The sequence below is a fragment of the Kineobactrum sediminis genome (genome assembly GCF_002868715.1).
Classification (GTDB): Bacteria; Pseudomonadota; Gammaproteobacteria; order Pseudomonadales; family Halieaceae; genus Kineobactrum; species Kineobactrum sediminis.
In genome coordinates this window covers 22402-46693 of the sequence record NZ_PKLZ01000017.1, presented here as the reverse complement: position 1 = coordinate 46693, position 24292 = coordinate 22402, and the positions used below count along the sequence as shown (strand labels likewise).

Sequence of the window (24292 nt, the reverse complement as noted above, 5' to 3'; positions counted from 1 at the left end):
TCACTTCTTACCACCAAACAGGGACTCGAACCAGTCCCTGACCTTTGATTGCCCACCCTTGCAACCACTGTGCTGCCCGGGTTCAGATCCTGTCACAAACGGTATTAACCGTGCATCAGGGCAACCCTCACCAGTCAGCCTGCCGGTTGTAGCCTCAATCCAGAAGGGCTGCATATCCTCGGGCATGCGATAATCCAGCGGGCGACGGCTGGCGCGCGCCATGAAATGGCCCCACACCTTCAGCGCACCGGTACTGCCAGTAAGGCCGGTGGGGCCGTTATCATCCCGGCCGATCCAGGTGACCGTCAACAAATCACCCGAAAACCCGGCGAACCAGGAATCCCGGCCATCATTGGTGGTTCCCGTTTTCCCGGCGACGTCAAAGCCGCTGTCAATATAGTTGTATACCCCGCGCCCCGTGCCCTCGCGTACCACTTCACGCAGGCCATAATGCACCAGGTGCACAGCCTGCAGGCTCACAGTACGGTCGTATTCCAGCGGATAACGGCGCAACGGCTCGCCACGGCCATCGACAATATCGCGAATACTGCGCAGGGGCATGCGGAAGCCACCCGAGGCGATGCCCTGATACATTGCCGCCATATCCATGGGCGAATAGGCACCCGCCCCAAGGGTCAGTGCCGGCACTTCCGGGATGGGCCCTTCAATACCCAGCCGGCGCAGCATGTCCACTACCGCATCCAGGCCCAGTTCCATGCCCAGCCGCGCAGAGGCCACATTGTAGGAATTCGCCAGTGCCTGCAGCAGCAACACGTCACCGTGAGTCTGGCGGTCGAAATTCCGCGGCTCCCAGATCTGCTCTCCGGGGCCGGCTACCTGCAACGGGGTGTCCGCCAGGACTGTCGCCAGGGTATAGCGCTGCGGCTGCTCCAGGGCCGCAAGGTATACCGCGGGCTTGAGCAGCGAACCGGCGGGACGTTGCGCATCCAGGGCCCGATTGAAACCGGCATAGCGCACCTTGCGCCCACCGACCAGGGCGGCAACTTCACCGCTACCGGAGCGGGTTACTATCGAAGCGGTCTGCAGTTCCCCGGAGGGATCCAGCTGCTGCAGAATGGTGGTACTGCTGCGCTCCATTTGCCGCTGCAGTAACGGGTCAAAGCTGGTAAAGATGCTCAGACCCAGGGTCGCCAGGTCCTCGTCCCGGTACTCCAGCCGCAACTGGCGCCTGACGAGGTCAAGATAAGCAGGGAAACTGTCCCGAATACCCTCCCGATGATTCAGGCCCAACGGCCTGGCCTTGGCAGCTTGGGCCTCGGCCACCGGAATCAGCTTCTGGGCCGCCATCAGGTCCAGCACCAGGTTGCGCCGCTCGAGGGCACGCTCCGGGCTGCGCAGCGGATTGTACAAAGACGGCCCCTTGACCATACCTACCAGCAATGCCTGCTGGTGCAGGCCCAGTTGTTGCAATGGCCGGTCGAAATAATGGAGGGACGCAAGCGCGAACCCGTGTATGCCACGCGGCCCCTCCTGGCCGAGGTATACCTCGTTCAGGTAGCTCTCGAGAATCTGCTCCTTGCTATAGTGAACTTCCAGCAATATCGCCATCAGCACTTCAGTGATTTTGCGCACGATGGTGCGTTCCGGCGTCAGGTAGTAATTCTTGACCAGCTGCTGGGTAAGGGTACTGCCCCCGGCGACTATCTGCCCCGAGCGCAGGTTACTGAATGCTGCCCGCACTATGCCGGTAATGGAGAAGCCCCAGTGATGGTAAAAACGCTGGTCCTCCACCGCCAGCAGGGCAGCGGGCAGAGTGGCCGGCACATCATCCAGCCGCACCAGAACCCGGTCCTCGCCGTGATGAGGATATATACCGCCAATCTGCACCGGATCCAGCCGCATCAGGTCAATATCCCGGCCCCCGCTTCGCAACACCTGCAGGCGCTGCCCCTGTACTTCCAGCCATACCCGGCGCGGGCTCTCGCGCTCGCCCGGGAAATCGAAGCCCCGGGTATGCACTTCAAAGCGGTTGCCGGCGCGGGCCACTTCGCCGGGATTGTCCGGAGCAGTTACCTTGCGGTAGCCCAGGATTTCCAGTTCCCAGGCCAGGTCTTCCGCTGACAGGGAGGCACCCACAAAGAGCTCCAGTGGCCGTGCATAGACTTTCGCCGGCAACTCCCACATTTTGTCGGTAAAGGTGGACGTAATTCGCATGTCCAGATATACCAGGAACAATATTCCTGCGACGATCGTGGCAAGCAACAGTTTAAGAACGGGACGACGGGTTTTGGCCATAAGGGGGGCAGTGTGTGCGAGCGCGCTTTCATTTGAGTGGAGGATGGGGATAATAGCTGGCTGGCAACGAGGGGACCACAGTAACCATGAAGAAATATACCATTTACGGAATCGGCGCGGCACTGGTGGACACCGAAATCCAGGTGCAGGATCTGGAGCTTGAACAGCTGGGAGTGGAAAAAGGGTTGATGACCCTCGTGGATCAGCCACGCCAGGCGGCCCTGCTGCAGGATTTGCAGGGCCACCTGGTCAAGGCCAATCACGCCAGCGGCGGCAGTGCCGGCAACTCCATTATCGCCGCCGCCCAGTTCGGGCTACCCACCTTCATGTCCTGCAAAGTGGCCGACGACGAGGACGGGACCATCTATGTACGCGATCTGGAAGCCGCAGGGGTGGACCACTCCATGGCGAACGGGCGGCCGACGGGTATCACCGGCAAGTGCCTGGTATTGATTTCCCCCGACGCCGAACGCAGCATGAACACCTATCTGGGCATCAGCGAGACCCTGTCGGTAGAACAACTCGACCCGGTCGCCCTGGCCGATTCCAGTTTCCTTTATATCGAGGGTTACCTGGTAACGTCCGATAGCGGCCGCGCTGCGGCCATTCGCGCCCGTGAAATGGCCGAGGCCGCCGGCGTTAAAACCGTACTCAGTTTTTCCGACCCGGGTATGGTGGAGTTCTTTCGCGAGGGTATGCAGGCGATCATCGGCGACCAGCTTGACCTCGTGTTCTGTAACGCAGATGAAGCCCTGGGCTGGGGCCGCACCGACAAACTTGGTATTGCCATTGAGCACCTGAAACAGGTCGCTCGCCAGTTCGTTATTACCCTGGGCGCGAAAGGCGCACTGACCTGGGATGGCGAACGTCTGGAAGAGATCCCGCCACACCGGGTGCACGCCGTGGACAGTAATGGCGCCGGAGACATGTTTGCCGGTGCCTTCCTCTATGCTATTGGCCGCGGGGAAGATTTCGCCACGGCGGGCCGCTTTGCCAGCCTGGCGGCCGGAAAAGTGGTCGCCAATTTCGGACCCAGGTTACCCGCAGCGGACTATCCGGCCCTGCGTCGGGAATTTTTCGGCGACTGACCGGAGCACGTTAGCGGCTGTTACAGCGCCACTCAAAACAGGTCAATCTGCCGGCCGGTAATGGCACTGAAAGACGTCCCGAGCAAACCCAGGATGCCATCCGCCACCGGCTGCACCTGGCGCTCCACGTAATGCGGATAATCCAGTGGCGCGTGCGCGGCAGCGGCGGGTTCGGCCCCGGCGACGGTAACCACGTACTCTATCCAGTCACCTCGTGCCGGTAGCGGCAGCCCTCGCTCTGCATACAGGCGCGCCGCCTGGACGTGGGGTGGCACATTGCGTTGGTAGTCGTCCAGGCGACGCCGCAGGCGTTTGCGATAGACCAGGTCCGCATCCCGCTCTCCAGCCAGTACCGCGCCCATCACCTGGCAGAGGTAATCTTCATAGGGTTCTGCCAGAAAAACCCGCCGGTACAGTGTCTCCTGGAATTCCCGCGCCAGGCGAGTCCAGTCTGTGCGCACACTCTCCAGACCCTTGAACACCAGTCGCTCTGCGGCGCCAGTGCCTACCAGTCCGGCATAACGTTTCTTGCTACCCTTGTCAGAGCCGCGCACGGTGGGCATCAGGAAGCGCCGGTAATGGGTCTCAAACTGCAGTTCCAGCAGGCTTTCAAGCCCGAACGCCTCCTGCAGCTGGTGCTGCCACCAGGTGTTCAGGTCGGCCTGCAAAGCAAGCCCGGCGCGCTCGGCGTCAGCATCGCAAACGGCATTTTCGATCCACACAAATACAGAGTCGGTATCGCCATAGATAACCTGGTGACCACGGCTTTCGATACGCTCCCGGGTACGCAACAGAATCTCGTGGCCACGGCGGGTAATGGCGGTAGCCAGCCGTGAATCGAAAAAACGACAGCCGGGGCTGCCAAGCACGCCGTAAAAAGAGTTCATGATGATCTTGATGGCCTGGGACAGGGGCGAGTCATCAGCCTCGCGCGCTGCGTCCCGCTGCTGCCAGAGTTGAGAAATCAAGGCCGGCAGAATATGACCCTCGCGGGCAAAGTGCGCACCCAGGAATCCCGGTACCGTGGCTGACTCCTCAAGCTCACCTGTCATACCCAGCGCCAGCCCCAATGGATCGATGGCAAACGTACGAATGATACTGGGATACAGACTTTTGAAATCCAGTACCAGCACGTGATCATAAATACCGGGCCGGGAATCGAGCACAAAGCCGCCGGGACTGGCAACGCCGGATTCACGGGCGTTGGGCGCGACGAAACCCTTGCGGTGCAGGCGCGGCAGGTACAGGTTGTCGAATGATGCTACCGAGCCACCAAGCCGGTCCAGGTTGAGGCCGGTCATGGCACTGCGGGCGAGGGCAAAGTCCAGCAGCCGGGTTTTGGCGAAGATGGCCGATACCAGCTCGCAATCGCGCAGGTTATAGGCGGCCAGCCGAGCCTTGTCCTCCCGGAACAGGCGGCCGATTTCCTCGCCCCGGTCGCTGCCATGCAACAGTTTGCCTTCGTCCAGCAGTGACCTGGCTACCGCCTCCAGCGAGAAGCTGTCAAACCGGTAAAAGGCAGCGCGCAGCAACTCAATGCCATCCAGCAATACCCGACCGGGGATCCTGGCTGCGCGTCGCTGCCCATCCTCGTCAAGTTCGCGCCAGTGCACTACTGACCCGGCGCGACCGAGGTTCAAGGGCACCCCCAGCTGATCCGCAAGCCGTTGCAGGTACCAGGTGTCGAAATTGACCACATTCCAGCCGATCAGGACATCCGGGTCATAATCGGCTATGAAGGCCAGGAAAGCCTGCAACACCTCTTGCTGGGAGGGAAGCCCCTGCACATGGTCCCCGAAGACGCCCTCGCCGACGATGAATACGCGCCGATGCTCGCCGTCGTCCCCGGTGGCATGGACTGCGATGGAGTAAAGCTGCAGGCCCGCCATGGCCGTTTCAATATCAAATGACACCACTTTCAGGGCGGGGCGAAAAGCGGCAGAACGCAGTGCCGGGTTCACCATCCGCTGGTAAGCGCCGCAGTCCGTGATCGGTCCGCAGAGGCTGGCACCGCCGGCGATAAAGCGCTCCATCAGATAGCGATCAGCGGGATTGATATCCGCCTCCAATGGCTCGGCCCCACGCTGGCGCAAACCATCCGCCAGTTGTCGCGCCTGCTGGTAACCCTGGCTGTAGATTGCAGTGACAGGTGACATGGAGAAATCCCGCAGAGTCAGCGGTTTGCAGCTTATGCCATGCTGTAACGCCAGTACTGACTGGTATCGCGAAGCATCACTCTCTGCCAGGAAAAATACACTGCGCTCGCCATAAATAACCACCTGCACAGGCCCCTGGGCAGTGGCAAACCAGAATTCCAGCACAATACCCGCACTGTCATCGCGCCAGCTGCGGCTCAGCAAAAAGCCCTCGCGGTACGCAGACCCGGGGTTCAGGGACGGTTTCATGCTAGGCATCGGTCGCCGGGTGGCTTAAGCTATGGATCACTGAATCAGCCCTCTAATCTGTCGAATATTGTCTGGAAGGTCATCATGAGCAAGCCTGTCATCAAACAAGACCCCCTCTATCAACTGCTGCGCAATGAGGATATCAAGGGCTTTAACGAGCAGCGGGATATCCTGGATACCAGCGAACTGAAGAGTGGTGATTATCGGGGGCGAGACCTGCGCAACATGAATGCCAGGGGGCTGGACTTCAGCAATTCCTACTTTCGCAACACCGACCTCAGTGGCATCGATTTCCGGGAAACCAATCTTGAAGGTGCCAGCCTGCTTGACGCCAAGCTGTCCGGCACCTATTTCCCGGAGTCAATCAGCGCCACGGAAATCCGCCTCTCGCTGAATACCGGCACACGGCTGCGCTACGACCGGAAATAAACGTTCTCAACCCCGGGACAGTAACTCGCGCAGGTCGATAATCGCGGCGTTGGCGCGACTGATATAAGAAGCCATTACCAACGAGTGATTCGCCAGCAGACCCATACCGCTGCCGTTGAGGATCATCGGACTCCAAATCGTCTGCTGGGTCCCCTCCAGTTCACGGATAATCTGCTGCAAACTGACCTGGGCGTTTTTCTTCTCCAGCACATCGGCAAAATCGACCTCTGCTGCCCTGAGGAAATGAATCAGGGCCCAGGCCGTGCCCCTGGCTTCGAAAAATACATTATCTATTTGTGTCCAGGGGGTGCGAACTTCCACTTCCCTCGGCGCAATCGTGGACTGGCGAGCACTTGCATCACCGGCAAGGTCGGTATTCAAGCGACGCTGGCCAACGCTGGCACTGAGCCGTTGGGACAAGCTGCCGAGACGGGAATCGACGGTATCCAGCCAGTACCGCAGGTTGTCCGCCCGGGCATAGAACTGGGCGTCGCTGTCATCAGTGTCTTCAAGCCGGCGCAGGTAACTATGCAGGTAGTCGAGCGCTTCGCGATACTGGCTCTCTGACGCTGGCAGGACCCAGCTGTCGGCATCAAAGTTCAACCGCGGCTCGGCCATCGACAGGTCGGGATCTTCCGTGGACTGGGACTGGGACCGACTGAGCACCTCCCGTAACCCCCGGGCAAGGTCCCGGGACTGGATCAGCACACCGTATTCCCAGCTGGGCACGTTGTCGAGCCAGACGCCCGGTGGCAATAGGTCGTTGTAAAGAAATCCTCCCGGCTTTTCCAGCAGGGTTTCGACAACGCCGATCAAAGCTCCGGTAGTAGTCACACCCACCGGCAACTGGTCGCTATCGACAGTGGCGTACGCCGACGCTCGCTCGGTGACGTCAAAAACGGCAGGCGTCCGGCTCCAGTAAAATGCCAACACCAGAATAACAACCAGGTAGACGCCAAGTAAGGCCGCGAGAATTTTCAGCTTGCCCTGTCCGGGAAGGTACTTATCTCCCCACTGGACCAGCCGGGCTTTGAGTCCGGTCATTGTTTCACTCCCAATAGCTGCCTGTGCCGTTCGTGGATAACAGGCTTAATGATGGTGATGGGTCGCCTGGCCCGCGGACTTGCGAGCCTCCGCTTCAGTACAGAGCGTTTGTGATTCCAACTGCAGGCACAGCTGTATTGTCTCACCGGCAGCCGGCATCCGCGCAAGCCCCAGCAACATCAGGTGCAGGCCGCCGGGAGCAAATTGTACCTGCCCGCCTGCCGGCACATCGACAAAGGCCTGTTGCTGCATCCTTTGCATGCCTTCCACCTGAACACTGTCATGCAATTCCACACGCTCCGCAAGGTCTGCACTGGCGCCCGTCATGCGCACGGCTGTCTCGCCGGTATTGCGTACCGTAAGGTAGGCTGCCGTATTTTTCTGGGTAGGGGGCAGGATCCGCACCCAGGCGTTTTCCAACTCCACGGTCGTCTCTCCAGACGCGTGTACTGTGGTCGCCAGGAGCAGGCCAATGACACAACATACGAGATGAAGCACAGGTTTCACGTTCTCTCCTCACTTTTTTGTTTCTGGTGGCAGGAACCTATCGATCCCGCCAGGCGTCTGACCATCATAGCATCAGCTATGCCACTGTCACTCGTCCTCATTGGGATAGAGCGCCGGCGCTGCTACAATTGCAGCCACACCAGAACGGTCCGGCTTAACCATAAGACCGCCATTGAATAGGAAAAGTCCATGCGCTTTTTGCTCGCCAGCCTGCTTTGGCTCATCAGTAGCCTCAGCCTGGCCCAACTGCCCATCAACGGCAGTGCCGCAGCCGAATTCGGCGCACCGGCCTTTCTGCCGGTCGAAGAAGCCTACCGCATCGAAATCGAGCCCCAGCAGAATGGAGATGTTCGCGTTTACTGGCGCATCGCCGACGGCTATTACCTTTACCAGCACAGCTTCGATTTCCAGTTGCACAGTGAAGGCGCCGCCATCCCGCTGACAACGCAATTGCCCACAGCGCTGGAGCGTACTGATGAGTTTTTTGGCGAGGTGCGGGTCTACTATCAGGAGGCTGATGTTCGCCTGCAACCGGAAGCGTCCGCCGAGTCCGCAAGACTCGCCGTAAAATCACAAGGTTGCGCCGATGCGGGCCTCTGTTACCCGCCGCAGACCGAATACTTTGACATTGATTTTGCCAGCGGCAGCGTGACCCCTGTAGCTGGACCGGGTAGCGAAACCACAGTCACTAGCCGCATCACTCCCCCACTGGATCTTGGCAGTCTCCCCTACATGATGCTGCTGGCCTTTCTGGGCGGAAGTATTCTGAACCTGATGCCCTGCGTCTTTCCCATTTTGTCCCTCAAGGTACTGGGCTTCGCCCGCAGCAACAATAGTGAACGTCTGCGCCACGGCTGGCTCTATGCTGCCGGTGTGGTCACCAGTTTCCTGGTCGTTGCAACGGCGCTGATTATGTTGCAACAGGCTGGGCAGGCGATTGGCTGGGGCTTCCAGCTCCAGTCCCCGGGTTTTGTGATCGCCCTGGCCTATCTGTTCCTGGTAATGGGGCTTTCGCTCTCCGGCATGCTGCAACTGGGCAGCGGCATTACGGATATTGGCAGTGGCCTGGCTGCTCGCCAGGGTGGCACTGGCAGCTTCTTCACCGGCGTACTCGCGGTTGTAGTCGCCAGTCCCTGCACTGCCCCTCTGATGGGCACCGCGCTGGGTTTTGCAATAACCCAGCCGCCGGCTATCGCCCTGGCGGTATTCTTTGCCCTCGGCGCGGGCATGGCCGCACCGCTGGTGCTCCTGAGTTACAGCACCCAGGCACGCAACTGGATGCCGCGACCAGGACCCTGGATGGAAACCATGAAGCAGCTGCTGGCGTTTCCGCTCTATGGCAGTGCTCTCTGGCTGTTCTGGGTGGCCGGGCGCCAGACTGGGGTAGATACCATGGCCGCGGCACTGGCCGGTGGTTTGTTGCTGGCGCTGGGCCTGTGGTTATGGAACGCCTCTCTCTGGCGCCGCGCTCTGGCGCTGGGCTGCCTGGCACTGGCGGTTACGCTGGGACTATGGCGGGCACCGGTTGATGACGGTGGCAACCGCATGCTGGCACAAGGCCAGGTGCCCTGGTCAATGGAGGCCATTGATACCTTGCGCGCGAGCGGTCGTCCGGTGTTTGTGGATGTTACCGCAGATTGGTGTATCACCTGCATTGCCAACGAACGTGCCGTGCTGCATACCGATGAAATCAGCACCGCTTTTGCCGAGCACCAGGTCACTTACATGATCGCCGACTGGACCAACTACGATGCCGCTATCGCCGATTTCTTGCGCGAACACGGCCGTACCGGCATTCCACTCTACGTACTCTATCCGGCGGAAGCCTCGGCCCAACCCGTTATCCTGCCGCAATTATTAACGCGAAAGATTGTGCTTGAAGCCTTACGGGCCACCGCACCAAAAACTGATGTCATTGCCAGCAGACAATGAAATTTCGCAGACGTTAGTCTATAAGTTCGCCATTATAAAAAAATCGGGCTGCGAAATGCCTGCAGATGGCGACATTATCCTGAAAATGAATAAATTCGGGTAAAAAGCGGGTAACTGCCGCTATTTCCCGACAATAATGATAATAATGGACACAATCTCGCTTTTACGCGAGAATCCACGACACTAGTTTCTGACCACGGCCTCCGGGGGGAATATGGCTACCATTCTGGTTTTGCACGGCCCCAATCTCAATTTACTCGGGGAGCGCGAGCCCGCGGTTTATGGCAATACGACTCTGGCAGATATCAACAGCAACTTGACCGCTATCGCCACCGGGCGCGGCCACCACCTGCTGACCATGCAGAGCAATGCCGAGTATGAGCTGATTGATCGGGTCCACGATGCCCGTCTTGAGGGAGTCAACTTTATCCTGATCAATCCTGCCGGATTTACCCACACCAGTATCGCGTTACGAGATGCCCTGGCAGCGGTGGCTATTCCTTTCATTGAAATCCACCTGTCCAATATTCATGCCCGTGAACCCTTCCGGCAAAAGTCCTGGTTTTCCGACCTGGCACGCGGTGTTATCTGCGGCCTCGGAGCCCACGGCTATGAGCTGGGCCTGCAGGCAGCCCTGCACAATCTTGAACAGTCATAATTGCAACCCTGAGAGAACCCGTTATGGACATTCGCAAAGTCAAAAAGCTGATCGAATTACTGGAAGAGTCCAATATCGATGAGATAGAAATAAAAGAGGGCGAGGAGTCGGTGCGCATCAGTCGTAACAGCGCGCAGCCGATCATGGCCGCCTATGCACACCCGCCGGCCGCAGCTGCTGCCCCGGCGCCAGTGCCGGCCGCGCCCGTCGCAGAGCCGGCAGCGCCGGTCCCCACAGATCCCGGCAAGGTGATCACCTCGCCGATGGTCGGTACCTTTTACCGATCGCCCTCGCCAACCTCCAGCCATTTCGTAGAAGTGGGCCAGTCGGTAAAAGTTGGAGATGTTCTCTGCATTATTGAAGCCATGAAGATGATGAACCAGATCGAGGCCGATAAGGCCGGCACCATAGAGGCCATCCTGGTCGAAAACGGTGAGCCGGTAGAATTTGACCAGCCTCTCTTCTCAATCGTCTGAAAGCCCCCTGGCGCCCAGCGTCGCAAGCAGAGGAATACAACATGGCCAAGCTGGAAAAGGTACTCATCGCCAACCGCGGTGAGATCGCCCTGCGCATACTGCGGGCCTGCAAGGAAATGGATATCAGTACCGTAGCGGTCCACTCCATGGCTGATCGCGAATTGATGCACGTACGCCTGGCGGACGAGGCGGTGTGCATCGGCCCCGCCTCCTCCACCGCAAGCTATCTCAACGTCCCCGCCATTATCAGTGCCGCCGAGGTTACCAATGCCACAGCCATCCATCCCGGTTATGGGTTTTTGGCAGAAAACGCCGATTTCGCCGAGCAGGTTGAAAAAAGCGGCTTTATTTTTATCGGCCCCAAAGCGGATACGATACGGCTGATGGGCGACAAAGTATCCGCCATCGACGCCATGAAAAAAGCCGGAGTCCCCACAGTGCCGGGCTCTGACGGTCCACTGACCGACAATGATGAGCTGACACTTGCCGTGGCACGGCGCATTGGCTACCCGGTTATCGTCAAGGCCGCGGCAGGTGGTGGCGGTCGCGGCATGCGGGTTGTTCACAATGAGGCCGCATTGCTGAACTCAGTACAACTTACCCAAACGGAAGCGGCCGCAGCGTTCGGTTCAGGCGTGGTGTATCTGGAGAAATTCCTGCAGAAACCCCGCCATGTCGAAGTACAGATAATTGCCGATGGCCAGGGCAATGCGATTCACCTCGGCGACCGCGACTGCTCTTTGCAGCGCAGACATCAGAAAGTACTGGAAGAGGCTCCGGCGCCGGGTGTCGACGAGCATCTCAGGGCACAGGTGGCGGAGGCATGCGTTAATGCCTGTATCGACATCGGCTACCGCGGTGCCGGCACCTTTGAATTTCTGTACGAAGACGGTGGTTTTTACTTTATCGAAATGAATACGCGGGTACAGGTGGAACACCCGGTGACTGAAATGATCACCGGCATCGATATTGTTCGCGAGCAACTACGCATCGCCAGTGGCCTGCCGCTGTCCTTTACCCAGGAACAGGTAAAGTTCCGCGGTCATGCCTTTGAGTGCCGCATCAACGCAGAGGATCACCAGACTTTCATGCCTTCACCAGGCAAGGTCACAACATTCCATGCCCCCGGTGGCCCCGGTATACGAGTGGACTCACACCTGTATGACGGCTATACCGTGCCGCCATTTTACGATTCCCTGGTCGCCAAAATCATCAGCTACGGTGAAACCCGGGAGGGCGCCCTGGCCAGGATGCGCCAGGCCCTCGATGAACTGGTGATCGAAGGCATACGCACCAATACGGCCCTGCACCGGGACCTGGTGCGGGACGGCTCATTCCAGGCCGGCGGTGTAAGTATTCACTACCTTGAAAGTAAACTGGAAGACTGGAGCCAGATGAGCCGATGAGCTGGCTCCAGTTACGCCTGGATACTGATCCGGAACAGGCCGCCATGCTGGAACAGCACATGCTTGAGGCCGGCGCCGTAGCAGTGACAATGGAGGACAACGCCGACCAGCCCGTGCTTGAACCCGGCGTGGGTGAAACACCGTTATGGCGCCAGACCCGGCTTACCGGACTGTATCCCGCGGATACCGATATGCAGGCGGTTCTGGGCCATTTTCCCGAGACCCTGCGAGAAGACTGTAACCAGCGTATCGAGATACTCGAGGACAAGGACTGGGAGCGAGAGTGGATCAAACACTATCAGCCCATGCGCTTTGGCCGCCGCCTGTGGGTATGCCCAAGCTGGCTGGAGCCGCCCGATCCCGGCGCGACCAACCTGCTCCTGGACCCGGGCCTGGCATTCGGCACCGGTACCCACCCGACTACAGCACTGTGCCTGACCGAGCTGGACAGCCTTGAGCTTAGCGGCTGCAAAGTAGTCGATTATGGTTGCGGTTCGGGCATTCTCGCCGCTGCCGCCCTCAAGCTCGGCGCCACCGTAGCCCTGGGCGTGGATAACGATCCCCAGGCACTGGCAGCGAGCCGGGAAAACTGCACGCGCAACCACATTCCCGAAGATGCACTGGCCATTGCGGCCCCCAACGAAGAGCTGATAGAGACCTGGCGAGGGCAGGCTGACGTAGTGGTAGCCAACATCCTGGCCGGCCCCCTGCTGGACCTTTCCCCCACCCTGCTTGGCCTGCTCCGGCCCGGCGGCACTCTGTTGTTGTCCGGTCTGTTGAACACGCAGGCGGCGGCGTTGTGCAAACACTACAGCAGCCGAATTGTGCTGACCGTGGCCGGTGAGCGCGAGGGCTGGGTCTGTCTCCGGGGTCGCCTGCCGGAAGCTTAATCGCTTCGATTGTGGTGATTTTTTAGCCAGGGCCGCTTTAACCAGCCCTGCGGGTCGAGTATCATGGCCAACCTTTTTGAGCGGGCGCCCGGAGCTCTTGATGCTGCAAATAGGACCCTACACACTCTCCAACCCCGTGGCACTCGCGCCCATGGCGGGTGTCACCGACTTGCCGTTTCGCAGGCTTTGCGCGCAACTGGGTGCCGGAATCGCGGTATCGGAAATGGTCAACAGCAACCCCAGTCTCCGGGACACCGAAAAAACCCGACTGCGCATACGCCATGATGAAGAAACCCGTCCCCGGTCGGTGCAGATCGCAGGTAACGATCCCGCACAGATGGCCGCCGCGGCCCGCTACAATGTCGCCATGGGTGCACAGATTATCGATATCAATATGGGCTGTCCTGCCAAAAAAGTGTGCCGCAAGGCGGCCGGGTCGGCGTTGCTGGCAGATGAACCACTGGTTCGCGCGATCCTCGAAGCCGTTGTTGACGCCGTGTCAGTGCCGGTTACCCTGAAGATCCGAACCGGCTCCACGCCGGGCGCACGCAACGGCGTCACAATCGCACGCATTGCAGAGGACGCCGGTATCGCCGCTCTTGCCGTACACGGCCGTACCCGCGCCTGCGCCTTCCGGGGCGAGGTGGAATACGACACCATTGCCGCAATCGTTAACGCCACCGATTTCCCCGTGTTCGCCAATGGTGATATCGACAGCGCAGAAAAAGCCCAGTCGGTACTCGCTTACACAGGCGCCGCCGGCATCATGGTGGGGCGTGCAGCACAGGGAAGGCCCTGGTTGTGCGGGCAGATCGCAGCCCGCCTGGCCACGGGCGTCACCCCACTGCCTCCCACCATAGAGAACCAACTGGCACTGTTAAGCAGGCATGTTGCCGCGCTGCACGACTTCTACGGGGACTTTATCGGACTGCGCATTGCACGCAAGCATGTCGGCTGGTACCTGCAATATCATCCGTCACTTTCAGACTGCCGTTCGGCCTTCAACAAACTTGACTGCAGTGCCTCACAATTGAGAATGATAGAGCAACTTTTCGGGCGCTATGGCGCAGAGGAATTAGCAGCATGACCCAGGCGAAAGAGACGGCCGCCGAGGCAATGGCTGGCGCCCTTGATACGATTACCAACACGGTCCCCGCTGAAGGTAGTCACCTGCACGACGCGGTGACCCGAGCGGTTCGCACCTATCTGACGGAGCTCGACGGCCAATTGACCACCGACTTTTATCAACTGGTGCTGACTGAAATCGAGGCGCCGTTGATGCGTGAGGTGATGGCCTACACTCGCAACAACCAAACCCGGGCCTCGCATATGCTGGGCCTCAACCGCGGCACCCTGCGCAAAAAGCTCAAGCAGTACAACTTACTCTCCGACAAAAGCTGACAGGCAACCCCCATACCATGAGCAATTCCCAGTTCATCCCCGTTAAACGCGCATTGATCAGCGTGTCCGATAAAACCGGCATCGTGGAATTTGCCACCGCCTTGCGCGCACTTGGTGTGGCGCTGCTCTCAACAGGTGGCACCTATCGCCTGCTGCAGGAGCAGGGCCTGGAAGTCACCGAGGTGGCCGACTACACCGGCTTCCCGGAGATGATGGATGGCCGGGTAAAGACCCTGCATCCTAAAGTGCACGGCGGCATTCTCGCCCGTCGCGGACAGGACGACGCCGTCATGGCAGAGCACGGAATCGATCCCATCGACATGGTCGTAGTCAATCTCTACCCTTTCGAGGCCACTGTAGCCCAGCCGGGCTGCAGCCTTGAGGACGCAGTGGAAAACATTGATATCGGCGGACCAACCATGGTGCGCGCTGCGGCAAAGAATCACCGTTTCGTCAACATCGTGGTCAACAGCGGTGACTATGAGGCCGTTATCAGGGAAATGCAGGCCAATGATGGCGCCACCAGCCTGGCCACCCGCTTTGATCTCGCCATCAGGGCCTACGAGCACACCGCCGCGTATGATGGCGCTATCGCCAATCACTTCGGCAAGCTGGTAGGGGGCGGATCAGAGGCTTTTCCACGCACTTTCAATACCCAGTTCCACAAGGTCCAGGACATGCGCTACGGTGAAAACCCCCACCAGCAGGCCGCCTTTTACAGGGAAGCGGCGCCCGCCGAAAGAGGGATCGCCACGGCGCAACAGCTGCAGGGGAAGGAACTCTCCTACAATAATGTCGCCGATACCGATGCGGCACTGGAATGCGTGAAAAGCTTTGCCGAGCCTGCGTGCGTGATCGTCAAGCACGCCAATCCCTGCGGGGTGGCGGTGGCCGGCACCCTGCTCGAGGCCTACCAGCTAGCGTTTGCCACCGATAGTGAATCTGCCTTCGGTGGCATTATCGCCTTTAACCGGGAGCTGGATGCCGCTACCGCGCGGGCGATCGTCGAGCAGCAGTTTGTTGAAGTCATTATTGCCCCCGCTGTGAGTGCGGAGGCCCAGGCGGCGGTGGCAGGGAAGAAGAACGTACGCCTGCTCACCTGTGGCCAGTGGGCGCAGAGTATCCCGGCGCTGGACTACAAGCGCGTCAACGGCGGCTTGCTGGTACAGGACCGGGATCTGGGCATGATCAATCGCGATGACCTCAGGATTGTCAGTAAAATCCCGCCGAGTGAACAGCAGATGCATGACCTGATGTTTGCCTGGAAGGTGGCCAAGTTCGTTAAATCCAATGCCATTGTCTACGCCGCCAACGGCCAGACAGTCGGGGTGGGCGCCGGCCAGATGAGCCGTATCAATTCCGCCCGTATTGCCGCCATCAAGGCCGAACATGCGGGTCTGGCCGTTCGCGGCTCGGTGATGGCGTCAGATGCATTCTTCCCGTTCCGGGACGGTATCGACAGCGCCGGGGCCGCCGGCATTGCTGCGGTCATCCAGCCGGGCGGCTCCATCCGTGATGAAGAGGTTATTGCCGCCGCCGACGAACACGGTATGGCGATGGTCTTTACCGGCATGCGCCACTTCCGTCACTGATTACTTCCCCAAGGGCATTGAAAGCGATGAAAGTTCTGATTATCGGCAGCGGTGGGCGCGAGCATGCCCTGGCGTGGAAAGCAGCCGGCGAAAACACCGTTGAGCAGGTTTACGTGGCGCCGGGCAATGCCGGTACGGCCACCGAGCCGGGGGTTCAAAACCTGGCTCTCGACATTATGGATTTTGCCGGTCTGGCGGATTTCGCCGAACGGGAGAGTGTGGCATTGACGATTGTCGGCCCGGAGGCGCCATTGGTAAACGGTATTGTCGACTACTTCAGCGCGCGCGGATTGCGTTGCTTTGGCCCGGGCAAGGGCGCAGCTCAACTGGAGGGCTCCAAAGCCTTCACCAAGGACTTCCTTGCACGGCACCACATACCGACCGCCGCCTACGCCAACTTTACCGACCTCGAACCGGCACTGGCCTACGTGCGCGCACAGGGGGCGCCGATCGTGATCAAGGCCGATGGCCTGGCCGCGGGCAAAGGCGTGATCGTGGCGGAGACCCTGGCAGAGGCCGAGGCCGCGATTGTCGATATGCTCTCGGGCAACGCCTTCGGTGAGGCCGGTTGCCGGGTGGTGATCGAAGAGTTTCTGGAAGGTGAAGAGGCCAGCTTTATCGTCATGGTTGACGGTGAACATGTACTGCCCATGGCCACCAGCCAGGACCACAAGCGTATCGGAGAAGGTGACACCGGGCCCAATACCGGCGGCATGGGCGCCTATTCCCCGGCGCCAGTGGTAACCGAAACGGTCTACCAGCGGGTGATGGATGAGGTCATCCTGCCCACGGTGCGCGGCATGGCTGCCGAGGGCAACCCCTATACCGGCTTTCTCTATGCCGGGTTGATGATCAACGCCAGCGGTGAAGCCAAAGTCATCGAATACAATTGCCGCTTTGGCGATCCCGAAACCCAGCCCGTACTGATGCGCCTGCGGTCCGATCTGGTGACACTGTGCAGTCACGCACTCGATGGCACCCTCAATACTGTCAGTGCCGAGTGGGATTCCCGCTGCGCAATCGGCGTTGTATTGGCCGCGGGGGGCTATCCCGGCGACTTCGCCAGGGGCACACCCATTCGGGGCCTCGCCTCGCCACAGCCTGATAACGTCAAGGTATTTCACGGGGGCACCGCGGTGGCCGGAGATGACATCGTGACCAACGGTGGCCGGGTCCTGTGCGTTACCGCCCTTGGTGACGATATCACCAGCGCCCGGGACACGTGCTACCGCGCCACAGAACTGATCAGCTGGGAAGGCATGACTTTACGTCGGGACATTGGTTGGCGAGCCATGGCGCGCTATAGTTAAGCCTACACTTCCCGTGAGCACTACTGCCATGAGCAACAGACAGCTTACCCTGTTCGACCGCCTGCTTGGCGAGGCGGATACCGTACTGCGCACCCTCGGCAATAACCGCCAGCCCTCTACCCGAAAGTCACCGGCCAACGGCCATCGCGAAGGCAATCTGGACACGGCCCAGCGCGATCATGTGGCCGGGCTGATGCGGGTGAACCATACCGGGGAAGTCTGCGCCCAGGCCCTTTACCAGGGCCAGGCGCTTACCGCGAAGTTGCCACAGGTCCGGGAGGAGATGCGCGAAGCAGCGAGGGAAGAGGAAGATCACCTCGCCTGGTGTGCGGAACGACTGCGGGAGCTGAACAGCAGGCCCAGCCATCTTAACCCTGCCTGGTATGGCATCTCGTTTCTACTCGGTGCCACCGCAGGCGCGATTGGCGACAAATGGAGCCTTGGCTTCGTCGCCGCGACGGAAGAAAGAGTGTGCCGACATTTGCGCGAACACCTGCGTGACCTGCCCCTTGATGATCGCAAATCACAGCTTATCCTGCAGCAAATGCTGGAAGACGAAGAGCGCCATGGCGAAAACGCCCTGGCAGCGGGCGGCGCCGATTTTCCGGCACCCGTAAAAGAGGCCATGAGCCTGCTGTCACAACTGATGACCCGCAGCAGCTACTATATTTGAAACCGACTCCCGTGCCCGCGGCCAAAGCCTGGAGTGCCGGCCCGGGGCAAGCGGTTAGCCCATACTCAGGGGTTAAATTCGACCAGTTCGAAGCTGTGGCTCATGGCGACGCCCGCGGCATCCAGCATGATTGAAGCCGAACAGTATTTCTCTGCGGATAACTCCACAGCACGCGCCACCTGTTTTTCCTTCAGCTCAACACCGGTCACCACAAAATGCATGTGTATGGCGGCAAACACCGCAGGCACTGCCTCGGCACGCTCGGCTGTGAGCTCGACGCGACAATCCACTACCTGTTGACGGGATTTCTGCAGCATACCCATGACATCGAAAGAGGAACAACCGCCAACGCCCAACAACAACATTTCCATCGGCCTCGGGCCAATATTGCGCCCACCCTGCTCGGGCGGCCCGTCCATCACCACACTATGGCCACTACCGGATTCACCCAGAAACATGACGCCATCAACCCACTTTACCGTTGCCTGCATAGCCTTGTACCCGCGACCACAAAAGGCCGGGAGCTTAGCACAACACAGGACGTTTTACTTATGCTGCCCGTGGAGTAATATGGGCCAACAATAATGCCCGTGGGCACAAGGGAGACCACTGAGTGCTTAAGCCCCATATCACCAATACCATACCTACCGTGGAAAGCTTTTTACGCCACTGCACCCGCCGCAGTTACGGCTCCAAACAAACCATTCTGCAGGAGGGCGCCGACAGCGACTCTCTGCACCTGATCCTCGAAGGCTCGGTATCGGTCATGGTGCAGGACGAAAGTGACGCCGATCACATGCTGGTCGTCAGCTACCTGAACCCCGGCGATTTCTTCGGGGAAATGGGCCTGTTCGGTGCTGCTGACGAAGTGCGTAGCGCCATGGTCATCGCTCGCGAACCGTGCCAGGTTGCAGAGATTTCCTACGCCCGTTTCCATCAGATCAGGAGCCAGTTTCCGGACATTCTGTTTGCCATTTCCAGGCAAATGGGTGTTCGGCTGCGCAAAACCACGAGCAAGCTGAAGGACCTGGCATTCGTCGACGTTTCAGGCCGCATTGCACATACGTTGATTGACCTGTGCAAACAGCCCGATGCAATGACCCACCCGGACGGCATGCAGATAAAAATTACTCGTCAGGAACTGGGTAAAATCGTCGGCTGCTCACGGGAAATGGCCGGGCGGGTATTAAAAAACCTGGAGGAGGACGGCTTGATAGCCGTCGCGGGCAAAACGATGGTGATCTTCGGAACGCGTTGAACGAATCGCCCGCCCCGGCTCCCTCATCAGAAAAACAGTTCCCGCAAGCGGTCGCCAGGTTCGGGTGCGCGCATGAAGGTCTCGCCCACCAGGAAGCTATGGACACCGGCATCGCGCATCATCGCCACATCGGCCGGAATATGGATTCCGCTTTCGGTAATCACCAACCGGTCTGCCGGCATGTAGGGCAATAATCCCAGGGTGGTTTGGAGGGACGTCTCGAAAGAGTGTAGATCGCGATTGTTAACGCCAATAAGCGGAGTCTCAAGCTCCAGTGCACGATCAAGCTCGGCGCGGTCGTGCACTTCAACCAGCACATCCAGACCGTATTCAGCGGCGGTATGCGCCAACTCCTGTAATTGTGAGGACTCAAGCGCCGCGACAATCAACAACACGGCATCTGCACCGATCGCGCGCGCCTCCACTACCTGCCAGGCATCGATGGTGAAATCCTTGCGCAGCACAGGCAGTGTGCAGGCGCCACGGGCCTGTTGCAGAAATGCATCCGCACCCTGGAAAAAGTCTACATCGGTCAATACTGACAGACAGCTGGCACCGCCGCGTTGATAGCTCTGCGCTATCTGGGCCGGCTCGAAATTTTCGCGGATAACGCCCTGGCTGGGGGAGGCGCGCTTCACCTCGGCAATAACTGCTGGCTGCCTTGCCGCCACAGTGGCTTGCATCGCGGCGCCAAAGCCACGGGGCGCACTCTGTTCACTGATCCGGGATTCCAGGTCAGCCAGTGACTGCTGCGCTTTACCCGCAGTGACTTCCTCCAGCTTGCGCGCCAGGATACGGCGCAGGATAGTCGGTGCATTGCTGGCCATCAGGTGTAGCTCCCGGTGCGCATCAGTTGGGTAAAGTTAACAAATTCTTTCAGCTTTTCCAGAGCCTGGCCGGAGGCGATAAGGTCGTCCGCCAACGCCACGCCGTCGGCGATCGTAGCCGCCAGGCCACTCACATAAATGGTGGCGCCGGCGTTCAGGGCAATAAGGTTGGCCGCTTTGCGGGCCACGCTATCGGCATTGCGGCCGAGGGCCCGGCGGATCAAGCCCGCCGATTCCTCCGCGCTGGTCACAGCCAGGCCCTCCAGGCTCTGCCGCTCCAGACCGAAGTCTTCCGGGGCGATGGTATAGGTGGAAATTGTGCCCCGATGCAGTTCCGCCACCGCTGTGCTGCCGCTGATGGTAATCTCGTCAAGACCGCCCTCGCCGTGTACCACCAATACATGCTCGCTACCCAACAACTGCAGCACCTCTGCCAATGGCCGGCATAATGCCGGATCAAAAACCCCGATCACCTGCCGCTTGACGCCCGCGGGATTAGTCAACGGGCCCAGCACATTGAACAGGGTGCGCATGCCCAGCTCACGCCGTGGGCCAACCGAATGCCGCATCGCAGAGTGGTGTGCCGGCGCAAACATGAAGCCCATGCCGACATTTTCAATAACCCTCGCCACCTGCTCCGGGCTCAGGTCCAGCGGTACGCCGAGCTCCTCGAGAACATCCGAGCTACCCGAGGTACTGGAAACCGAGCGATTGCCATGTTTGGCCACCCGGGCGCCCGCCGCCGCCACTACGAATGTGGCTGCGGTCGACACATTGAACAGGTTGGCGCCATCACCGCCGGTACCCACAAGGTCAACCAGGTGATCGCCGGTTACCTGTACCGGGATCACGAGCTCGCGCATAACCTGCGCCGCACCGGCAATTTCGTCTATGGTTTCGCCCTTGACGCGCAGGGCCATCAGCAGGGCTCCAATCTGGGCATCGGTGGCACCACCGGACATGACGGTGCGCATTACCCCGATCATTTCTTCCCGGCTCAGGTCCTGTTGTGTCACCAATCGCGCCAGCGCTTCCTGCATTTTCATAAACTCCGTGCCCGCTGCTCAAGAAAGTTGCGCAGCAAATCATGACCGTGGGCGGTGAGAATGGATTCCGGATGAAATTGCACACCCTCCACCATCAGTTCACGATGACGCAGCCCCATGATTTCATCCATGTCGCCGCTTTCAGTTTCAGTCCAGGCGGTTATTTCCAGGCACTGAGGCAGGCTTTCCCGCTCAACTACCAGGCTGTGATAACGGGTTGCCTCAAAAGGTTGGCTGAGCCCGCGAAATACGCCTTCACCGCGATGGTGAATCAAGGAGGTCTTGCCATGCATCACCTGGCGTGCCCGGACAACCGTGCCACCATACACCTGGCCGATACTCTGGTGACCCAGACAGATACCGAGAATGGGTACTTTACCTGCGTAGTCAGCGATCACCGCCATGGAGATACCGGCCTCATTCGGCGTACAGGGACCGGGGGAGATCACAATGCGCTCGGGTGCCAGTGTGGCTACCTCAGCGGCCTCGATTTCATCATTACGCACCACCTGCACGTCGGCACCCAACTCGCCAAGGTATTGCACGATGTTGTAGGTGAAGGAATCGTAATTGTCGATCATCAGAATTTTGGACACAAAACTCTCTTTTCTTTCAAAGGATTGAAAAAACCAGCGCATCCCCATTATCAACTTCGGGAGCCTGTGACGGGCTGCTGGACGCCCGCAAAACCCCGTACTTTAACATACCTGGTGAAGTCATGTTCTGCAGAAAGTCCCGGCATCGGCCCGCGCAAACACTCGCCATCCGTTTAACCTGTGGATGAATACCCGGGCTTTCATTATGATAGGGCACTCCCCGACGAGCAGGCAATCTCGACTCAATGACTTTACTGATCTTTTTCGCGGTACTCGCTATTGCCGTATCTTTCGTTTGCTCTATCCTGGAGGCCGCGCTGCTGTCATTAACCCCGAGTTATATTGCGCAGCTGAAGCTATCCAACCTCAAGCTGCATGATCGGCTCGCGGCCCTGAAAAACAAGATTGACCAACCACTGGCTGCAATCCTCACCCTCAACACGGTAGCTCATACTGTGGGCGCAACCGGTGTCGGGGCGCAGGTAACCCTCGTCTTCGGCGACGGTTACCTGGGAATTACTTCTGCGATTATGACGATCCTGATATTGGTTTTCTCGGAAATCATACCCAAGACAATCGGCGCAAGGTACTGGCATGGCCTGGCGCCAATCCTGCCCGCATGCCTTGGGACAATGATCATAGTATTGAAACCGTTCATATGGATGTCCGACCAGATCATGAAGCTTTTTGGCGGACAACCGCCGGCACATGATATCAGGCAGGAAATAAAGGCACTCTCAATTCTCGGTCGTGAAATCGACAGCCTCGATGAAGATGAACAGCGGGTCATTGCGAACATTCTGGACCTTCACGAGATTCCCGTTCGCGACATCATGACGCCCAGGATTGTCTGTGGATTTGTCCACCCGGAAACCACGATTTCCGAGTTTACCGAGCAAGTTAATAAAAGCCAGTTTTCGCGCTATCCCGTGATCGACTCCAGCGAGGCACCGCTCGGCATTCTTTTTCGCTACGACCTGATCAATGCAGACCCGGATCAACCCGTATCTTCCATAATGAAACCTGTCACCGTCGTCCCGGACAAGATCAATGTGGAAGCTGTGATGAGCCAGCTGATGAAAGAGAGACAACACATGTTTCTCGTCTATGACGAATACGGAACCTGGCAGGGCGTAGTTACCATGGAAGATGTTATTGAAACGATTATTGGTAAAGCCATCATGGATGAAACCGATGACATTCCAAGCATGCGCAGGCATGCCAAGCTGCGCTGGAAGCATCGGCTTAAAAATCTCGACAGCTGACAGTCCCTGCATCCCGGGCGGATAACCCGCAAGCCATGGGGGCCATCCCCTTTCTACCCCATCCACTCAATCTATTGTCAGGCAGGGATGGCTTTAGGGAATGACATACTATAATGTCGGGAAACCACAAGGGCGTGGAAGCATAACCACTTGCAGACCAAGCCGACCATCCAGCTTGTGCCGACTGCCGGCGCCCCCTATGATTCAGGAACAACAACCAGGAATTAATATGGACATTACCCTCAGCCTTGCACCACTAATAGCCCTTATTGCCGGCGTTTTGATTCTGGTGGCACCCAAACTGCTTAACTATATTGTGGCCGGCTACCTGATCGTTTTTGGCTTGATCGGACTGTTTGGCGCGAACAACCTCGGCTTCTGAGCCCGCCGAGCCAACCGAGTGCCGGCGCGACAACCGTGGCACTGGCTCCCTTGAATGGTAAGCGCCCGGGCTGCTAGGGCCCGGCCCGCGGTCTCTCCCCGCGGTCAAATAACAGGATAAATAACAGCCCGAAAACAATGCCGGCAAGATGGGCAAAGTTGGCAACGCCTGCCTGGGTACCAAACACACCGGCCAGCAGCTCCAGAATACCCAAAAAGATCACGAAATACTTTGCCTTCATCGGGATCGGGGGGAATAGCAACACGACAATCTGGTTGGGGAATTTCATCCCAAACGCCAACAGGATCGCGAAGACGCCACCGGACGCACCCAACGACGGCCTGGGATCCTCAAATCCACTGGATGACAATAATACCTGGACCACCCCGGCCCCGATCACGCAAAACAGGTAAAATGCAATAAACCGCGAAGAGCCCCAGGTACGCTCGATCGCGCCGCCGAACATCCATAACACAAACATGTTTACAAACAGGTGGAACAGGCCGCCGTGCAAGAATGCATACGTCACCAGCTGCCACGGACGGAACTCGCCCGCGGGAAATCCCTGGGGCAGTTGACCGGCGAAATCCTGCACCATCGGCCATAGCGCGAAATGCTGCAGGACCGGCTGGGGAGCCGCCAGCATGAAGAGAAACGCAAGCCCGTTGAGAACCAACAGTGAATTGATCACCGGGGCCGACCCCCTTTCGAGTGCTTCTTCGGCGTTTTCCTGTTGCATAAAACCTCCCTCTGTTTTTACTGCAATGACAGGCCTGTCAGGCCCGGCGGCGACCGCATGCCCACATCATTACAGCATAGACAAATTAACCGGCCGGCGAACTGCCTTTGCC

24 protein-coding genes are annotated in these 24292 nt (G+C 59.0%); 15 read left to right on the top strand and 9 right to left on the bottom strand.

From position 1 onward, the window contains the following. A complete protein-coding gene (mrcB, locus tag CWI75_RS17540; RefSeq protein WP_101522832.1) occupies positions 1–2256 on the bottom strand; it encodes a penicillin-binding protein 1B in 2256 nt (751 codons plus the stop codon). A gap of 86 nt (positions 2257–2342) precedes the next feature. Here mrcB and CWI75_RS17535 point away from each other — a divergent pair, with 86 nt between their 5' ends. Then, positions 2343–3344: an adenosine kinase gene (locus CWI75_RS17535; protein ID WP_101522831.1), complete on the top strand. Its 1002-nt coding sequence runs from the start codon at positions 2343–2345 to the stop codon at positions 3342–3344. Between the two features lie 32 nt (positions 3345–3376). Here the strand turns inward: CWI75_RS17535 and CWI75_RS17530 are convergent, their stop codons facing one another. Then, the gene (locus CWI75_RS17530) at positions 3377–5749 is read right to left on the bottom strand and encodes a DNA polymerase II (protein WP_101522830.1); all 2373 of its coding nucleotides are present in this window, start codon (positions 5747–5749) and stop codon (positions 3377–3379) included. A gap of 84 nt (positions 5750–5833) precedes the next feature. On the opposite strand from CWI75_RS17530, the gene CWI75_RS17525 reads away from it, so the two are divergent. After that, positions 5834–6178 (top strand): pentapeptide repeat-containing protein, encoded by a 345-nt coding sequence (locus tag CWI75_RS17525; protein WP_101522829.1) that lies wholly within the window; start codon positions 5834–5836, stop codon positions 6176–6178. Between the two features lie 6 nt (positions 6179–6184). On the opposite strand, the gene CWI75_RS17520 is transcribed toward CWI75_RS17525, so the two are convergent. Further along, positions 6185–7222, bottom strand: a complete 1038-nt coding sequence (locus tag CWI75_RS17520) for a DUF2333 family protein (RefSeq protein ID WP_101522828.1) — start codon at positions 7220–7222, stop codon at positions 6185–6187. 45 nt (positions 7223–7267) lie between these two features. Beyond that, positions 7268–7729 (bottom strand): copper chaperone PCu(A)C, encoded by a 462-nt coding sequence (locus CWI75_RS17515; protein ID WP_101522827.1) that lies wholly within the window; start codon positions 7727–7729, stop codon positions 7268–7270. A 189-nt stretch (positions 7730–7918) separates the two neighbouring features. Here CWI75_RS17515 and CWI75_RS17510 point away from each other — a divergent pair, with 189 nt between their 5' ends. From CWI75_RS17510 to coq7, 10 genes are all read left to right on the top strand, one after another. Next, positions 7919–9661 carry a protein-disulfide reductase DsbD family protein gene (locus tag CWI75_RS17510; RefSeq protein WP_101522826.1) on the top strand — a complete coding sequence of 581 codons (1743 nt, stop codon included), beginning with the start codon at positions 7919–7921 and terminating at the stop codon, positions 9659–9661. Between the two features lie 214 nt (positions 9662–9875). Then, the gene (gene aroQ / locus CWI75_RS17505) at positions 9876–10319 is read left to right on the top strand and encodes a type II 3-dehydroquinate dehydratase (protein ID WP_101522825.1); all 444 of its coding nucleotides are present in this window, start codon (positions 9876–9878) and stop codon (positions 10317–10319) included. 23 nt (positions 10320–10342) lie between these two features. Next, positions 10343–10795 carry an acetyl-CoA carboxylase biotin carboxyl carrier protein gene (gene accB / locus CWI75_RS17500; protein WP_101522824.1) on the top strand — a complete coding sequence of 151 codons (453 nt, stop codon included), beginning with the start codon at positions 10343–10345 and terminating at the stop codon, positions 10793–10795. Positions 10796–10836: 41 nt separating this feature from the next. Then, positions 10837–12201 carry an acetyl-CoA carboxylase biotin carboxylase subunit gene (gene accC, locus CWI75_RS17495; RefSeq protein ID WP_101522823.1) on the top strand — a complete coding sequence of 455 codons (1365 nt, stop codon included), beginning with the start codon at positions 10837–10839 and terminating at the stop codon, positions 12199–12201. After that, on the top strand, positions 12198–13091 hold the full coding sequence (gene prmA, locus CWI75_RS17490) for a 50S ribosomal protein L11 methyltransferase (RefSeq protein WP_101522822.1): 894 nt from the start codon (positions 12198–12200) through the stop codon (positions 13089–13091). The genes accC and prmA overlap by 4 nt, the downstream gene beginning before the upstream one ends. A gap of 100 nt (positions 13092–13191) precedes the next feature. Next, positions 13192–14178: a tRNA dihydrouridine synthase DusB gene (gene dusB, locus CWI75_RS17485; protein ID WP_206604784.1), complete on the top strand. Its 987-nt coding sequence runs from the start codon at positions 13192–13194 to the stop codon at positions 14176–14178. Between the two features lie 29 nt (positions 14179–14207). Next, the gene (fis, locus tag CWI75_RS17480) at positions 14208–14492 is read left to right on the top strand and encodes a DNA-binding transcriptional regulator Fis (RefSeq protein ID WP_241521291.1); all 285 of its coding nucleotides are present in this window, start codon (positions 14208–14210) and stop codon (positions 14490–14492) included. Between the two features lie 17 nt (positions 14493–14509). Next, the gene (gene purH / locus CWI75_RS17475; RefSeq protein WP_101522820.1) at positions 14510–16084 is read left to right on the top strand and encodes a bifunctional phosphoribosylaminoimidazolecarboxamide formyltransferase/IMP cyclohydrolase; all 1575 of its coding nucleotides are present in this window, start codon (positions 14510–14512) and stop codon (positions 16082–16084) included. Positions 16085–16110: 26 nt separating this feature from the next. Next, complete coding sequence (gene purD / locus CWI75_RS17470; protein WP_101522819.1) at positions 16111–17394, top strand: phosphoribosylamine--glycine ligase; 1284 nt, start codon at positions 16111–16113, stop codon at positions 17392–17394. 28 nt (positions 17395–17422) lie between these two features. Beyond that, on the top strand, positions 17423–18067 hold the full coding sequence (coq7, locus tag CWI75_RS17465; protein ID WP_101522818.1) for a 2-polyprenyl-3-methyl-6-methoxy-1,4-benzoquinone monooxygenase: 645 nt from the start codon (positions 17423–17425) through the stop codon (positions 18065–18067). Positions 18068–18132: 65 nt separating this feature from the next. Here the strand turns inward: coq7 and CWI75_RS17460 are convergent, their stop codons facing one another. Then, positions 18133–18558, bottom strand: coding sequence for an OsmC family protein (locus CWI75_RS17460; RefSeq protein ID WP_101522817.1), 426 nt, complete (start codon positions 18556–18558; stop codon positions 18133–18135). A gap of 122 nt (positions 18559–18680) precedes the next feature. Between CWI75_RS17460 and crp the strand changes: the two genes are divergently transcribed. Beyond that, positions 18681–19325 carry a cAMP-activated global transcriptional regulator CRP gene (gene crp / locus CWI75_RS17455; protein WP_101522816.1) on the top strand — a complete coding sequence of 215 codons (645 nt, stop codon included), beginning with the start codon at positions 18681–18683 and terminating at the stop codon, positions 19323–19325. Positions 19326–19351: 26 nt separating this feature from the next. Here the strand turns inward: crp and trpC are convergent, their stop codons facing one another. The 3 genes from trpC to CWI75_RS17440 are packed head-to-tail and all read right to left on the bottom strand — an operon-like array spanning position 19352 to position 21779. Then, positions 19352–20152 (bottom strand): indole-3-glycerol phosphate synthase TrpC, encoded by an 801-nt coding sequence (trpC, locus tag CWI75_RS17450; RefSeq protein WP_101522815.1) that lies wholly within the window; start codon positions 20150–20152, stop codon positions 19352–19354. Next, on the bottom strand, positions 20152–21198 hold the full coding sequence (trpD, locus tag CWI75_RS17445; protein ID WP_101522814.1) for an anthranilate phosphoribosyltransferase: 1047 nt from the start codon (positions 21196–21198) through the stop codon (positions 20152–20154). The genes trpC and trpD overlap by 1 nt, the downstream gene beginning before the upstream one ends. Next, positions 21195–21779, bottom strand: coding sequence for an anthranilate synthase component II (locus tag CWI75_RS17440; RefSeq protein WP_101522847.1), 585 nt, complete (start codon positions 21777–21779; stop codon positions 21195–21197). Before CWI75_RS17440 ends, trpD begins: the two co-directional genes overlap by 4 nt. A 260-nt stretch (positions 21780–22039) precedes the next feature. Here CWI75_RS17440 and CWI75_RS17435 point away from each other — a divergent pair, with 260 nt between their 5' ends. Together CWI75_RS17435 and CWI75_RS17430 are read left to right on the top strand one after the other, a co-directional pair. Continuing rightward, complete coding sequence (locus tag CWI75_RS17435) at positions 22040–23059, top strand: CNNM domain-containing protein (RefSeq protein WP_101522813.1); 1020 nt, start codon at positions 22040–22042, stop codon at positions 23057–23059. A gap of 199 nt (positions 23060–23258) precedes the next feature. After that, positions 23259–23441, top strand: a complete 183-nt coding sequence (locus CWI75_RS17430; protein WP_241521286.1) for a DUF3096 domain-containing protein — start codon at positions 23259–23261, stop codon at positions 23439–23441. Between the two features lie 73 nt (positions 23442–23514). On the opposite strand, the gene CWI75_RS17425 is transcribed toward CWI75_RS17430, so the two are convergent. Continuing rightward, positions 23515–24180, bottom strand: a complete 666-nt coding sequence (locus CWI75_RS17425) for a rhomboid family intramembrane serine protease (RefSeq protein ID WP_101522811.1) — start codon at positions 24178–24180, stop codon at positions 23515–23517. Positions 24181–24292: the final 112 nt, after the last annotated feature.

Excerpts from the sequence above, each read along its gene's own strand:
- mrcB (WP_101522832.1), bottom strand. The coding sequence starts at position 2,256 with ATGGCCAAAACCCGTCGTCCCGTTCTTAAACTGTTGCTTGCCACGATC.
- CWI75_RS17535 (WP_101522831.1), top strand. The coding sequence starts at position 2,343 with ATGAAGAAATATACCATTTACGGAATCGGCGCGGCACTGGTGGACACC.
- CWI75_RS17530 (WP_101522830.1), bottom strand. The coding sequence starts at position 5,749 with ATGAAACCGTCCCTGAACCCCGGGTCTGCGTACCGCGAGGGCTTTTTG.
- CWI75_RS17525 (WP_101522829.1), top strand. The coding sequence starts at position 5,834 with ATGAGCAAGCCTGTCATCAAACAAGACCCCCTCTATCAACTGCTGCGC.
- CWI75_RS17520 (WP_101522828.1), bottom strand. The coding sequence starts at position 7,222 with ATGACCGGACTCAAAGCCCGGCTGGTCCAGTGGGGAGATAAGTACCTT.
- CWI75_RS17510 (WP_101522826.1), top strand. The coding sequence starts at position 7,919 with ATGCGCTTTTTGCTCGCCAGCCTGCTTTGGCTCATCAGTAGCCTCAGC.
- aroQ (WP_101522825.1), top strand. The coding sequence starts at position 9,876 with ATGGCTACCATTCTGGTTTTGCACGGCCCCAATCTCAATTTACTCGGG.
- accB (WP_101522824.1), top strand. The coding sequence starts at position 10,343 with ATGGACATTCGCAAAGTCAAAAAGCTGATCGAATTACTGGAAGAGTCC.
- accC (WP_101522823.1), top strand. The coding sequence starts at position 10,837 with ATGGCCAAGCTGGAAAAGGTACTCATCGCCAACCGCGGTGAGATCGCC.
- prmA (WP_101522822.1), top strand. The coding sequence starts at position 12,198 with ATGAGCTGGCTCCAGTTACGCCTGGATACTGATCCGGAACAGGCCGCC.
- dusB (WP_206604784.1), top strand. The coding sequence starts at position 13,192 with ATGCTGCAAATAGGACCCTACACACTCTCCAACCCCGTGGCACTCGCG.
- fis (WP_241521291.1), top strand. The coding sequence starts at position 14,208 with ATGGCTGGCGCCCTTGATACGATTACCAACACGGTCCCCGCTGAAGGT.
- purH (WP_101522820.1), top strand. The coding sequence starts at position 14,510 with ATGAGCAATTCCCAGTTCATCCCCGTTAAACGCGCATTGATCAGCGTG.
- purD (WP_101522819.1), top strand. The coding sequence starts at position 16,111 with ATGAAAGTTCTGATTATCGGCAGCGGTGGGCGCGAGCATGCCCTGGCG.
- coq7 (WP_101522818.1), top strand. The coding sequence starts at position 17,423 with ATGAGCAACAGACAGCTTACCCTGTTCGACCGCCTGCTTGGCGAGGCG.
- CWI75_RS17460 (WP_101522817.1), bottom strand. The coding sequence starts at position 18,558 with ATGCAGGCAACGGTAAAGTGGGTTGATGGCGTCATGTTTCTGGGTGAA.
- trpC (WP_101522815.1), bottom strand. The coding sequence starts at position 20,152 with ATGGCCAGCAATGCACCGACTATCCTGCGCCGTATCCTGGCGCGCAAG.
- trpD (WP_101522814.1), bottom strand. The coding sequence starts at position 21,198 with ATGAAAATGCAGGAAGCGCTGGCGCGATTGGTGACACAACAGGACCTG.
- CWI75_RS17440 (WP_101522847.1), bottom strand. The coding sequence starts at position 21,779 with ATGATCGACAATTACGATTCCTTCACCTACAACATCGTGCAATACCTT.
- CWI75_RS17435 (WP_101522813.1), top strand. The coding sequence starts at position 22,040 with ATGACTTTACTGATCTTTTTCGCGGTACTCGCTATTGCCGTATCTTTC.
- CWI75_RS17430 (WP_241521286.1), top strand. The coding sequence starts at position 23,259 with ATGATTCAGGAACAACAACCAGGAATTAATATGGACATTACCCTCAGC.
- CWI75_RS17425 (WP_101522811.1), bottom strand. The coding sequence starts at position 24,180 with ATGCAACAGGAAAACGCCGAAGAAGCACTCGAAAGGGGGTCGGCCCCG.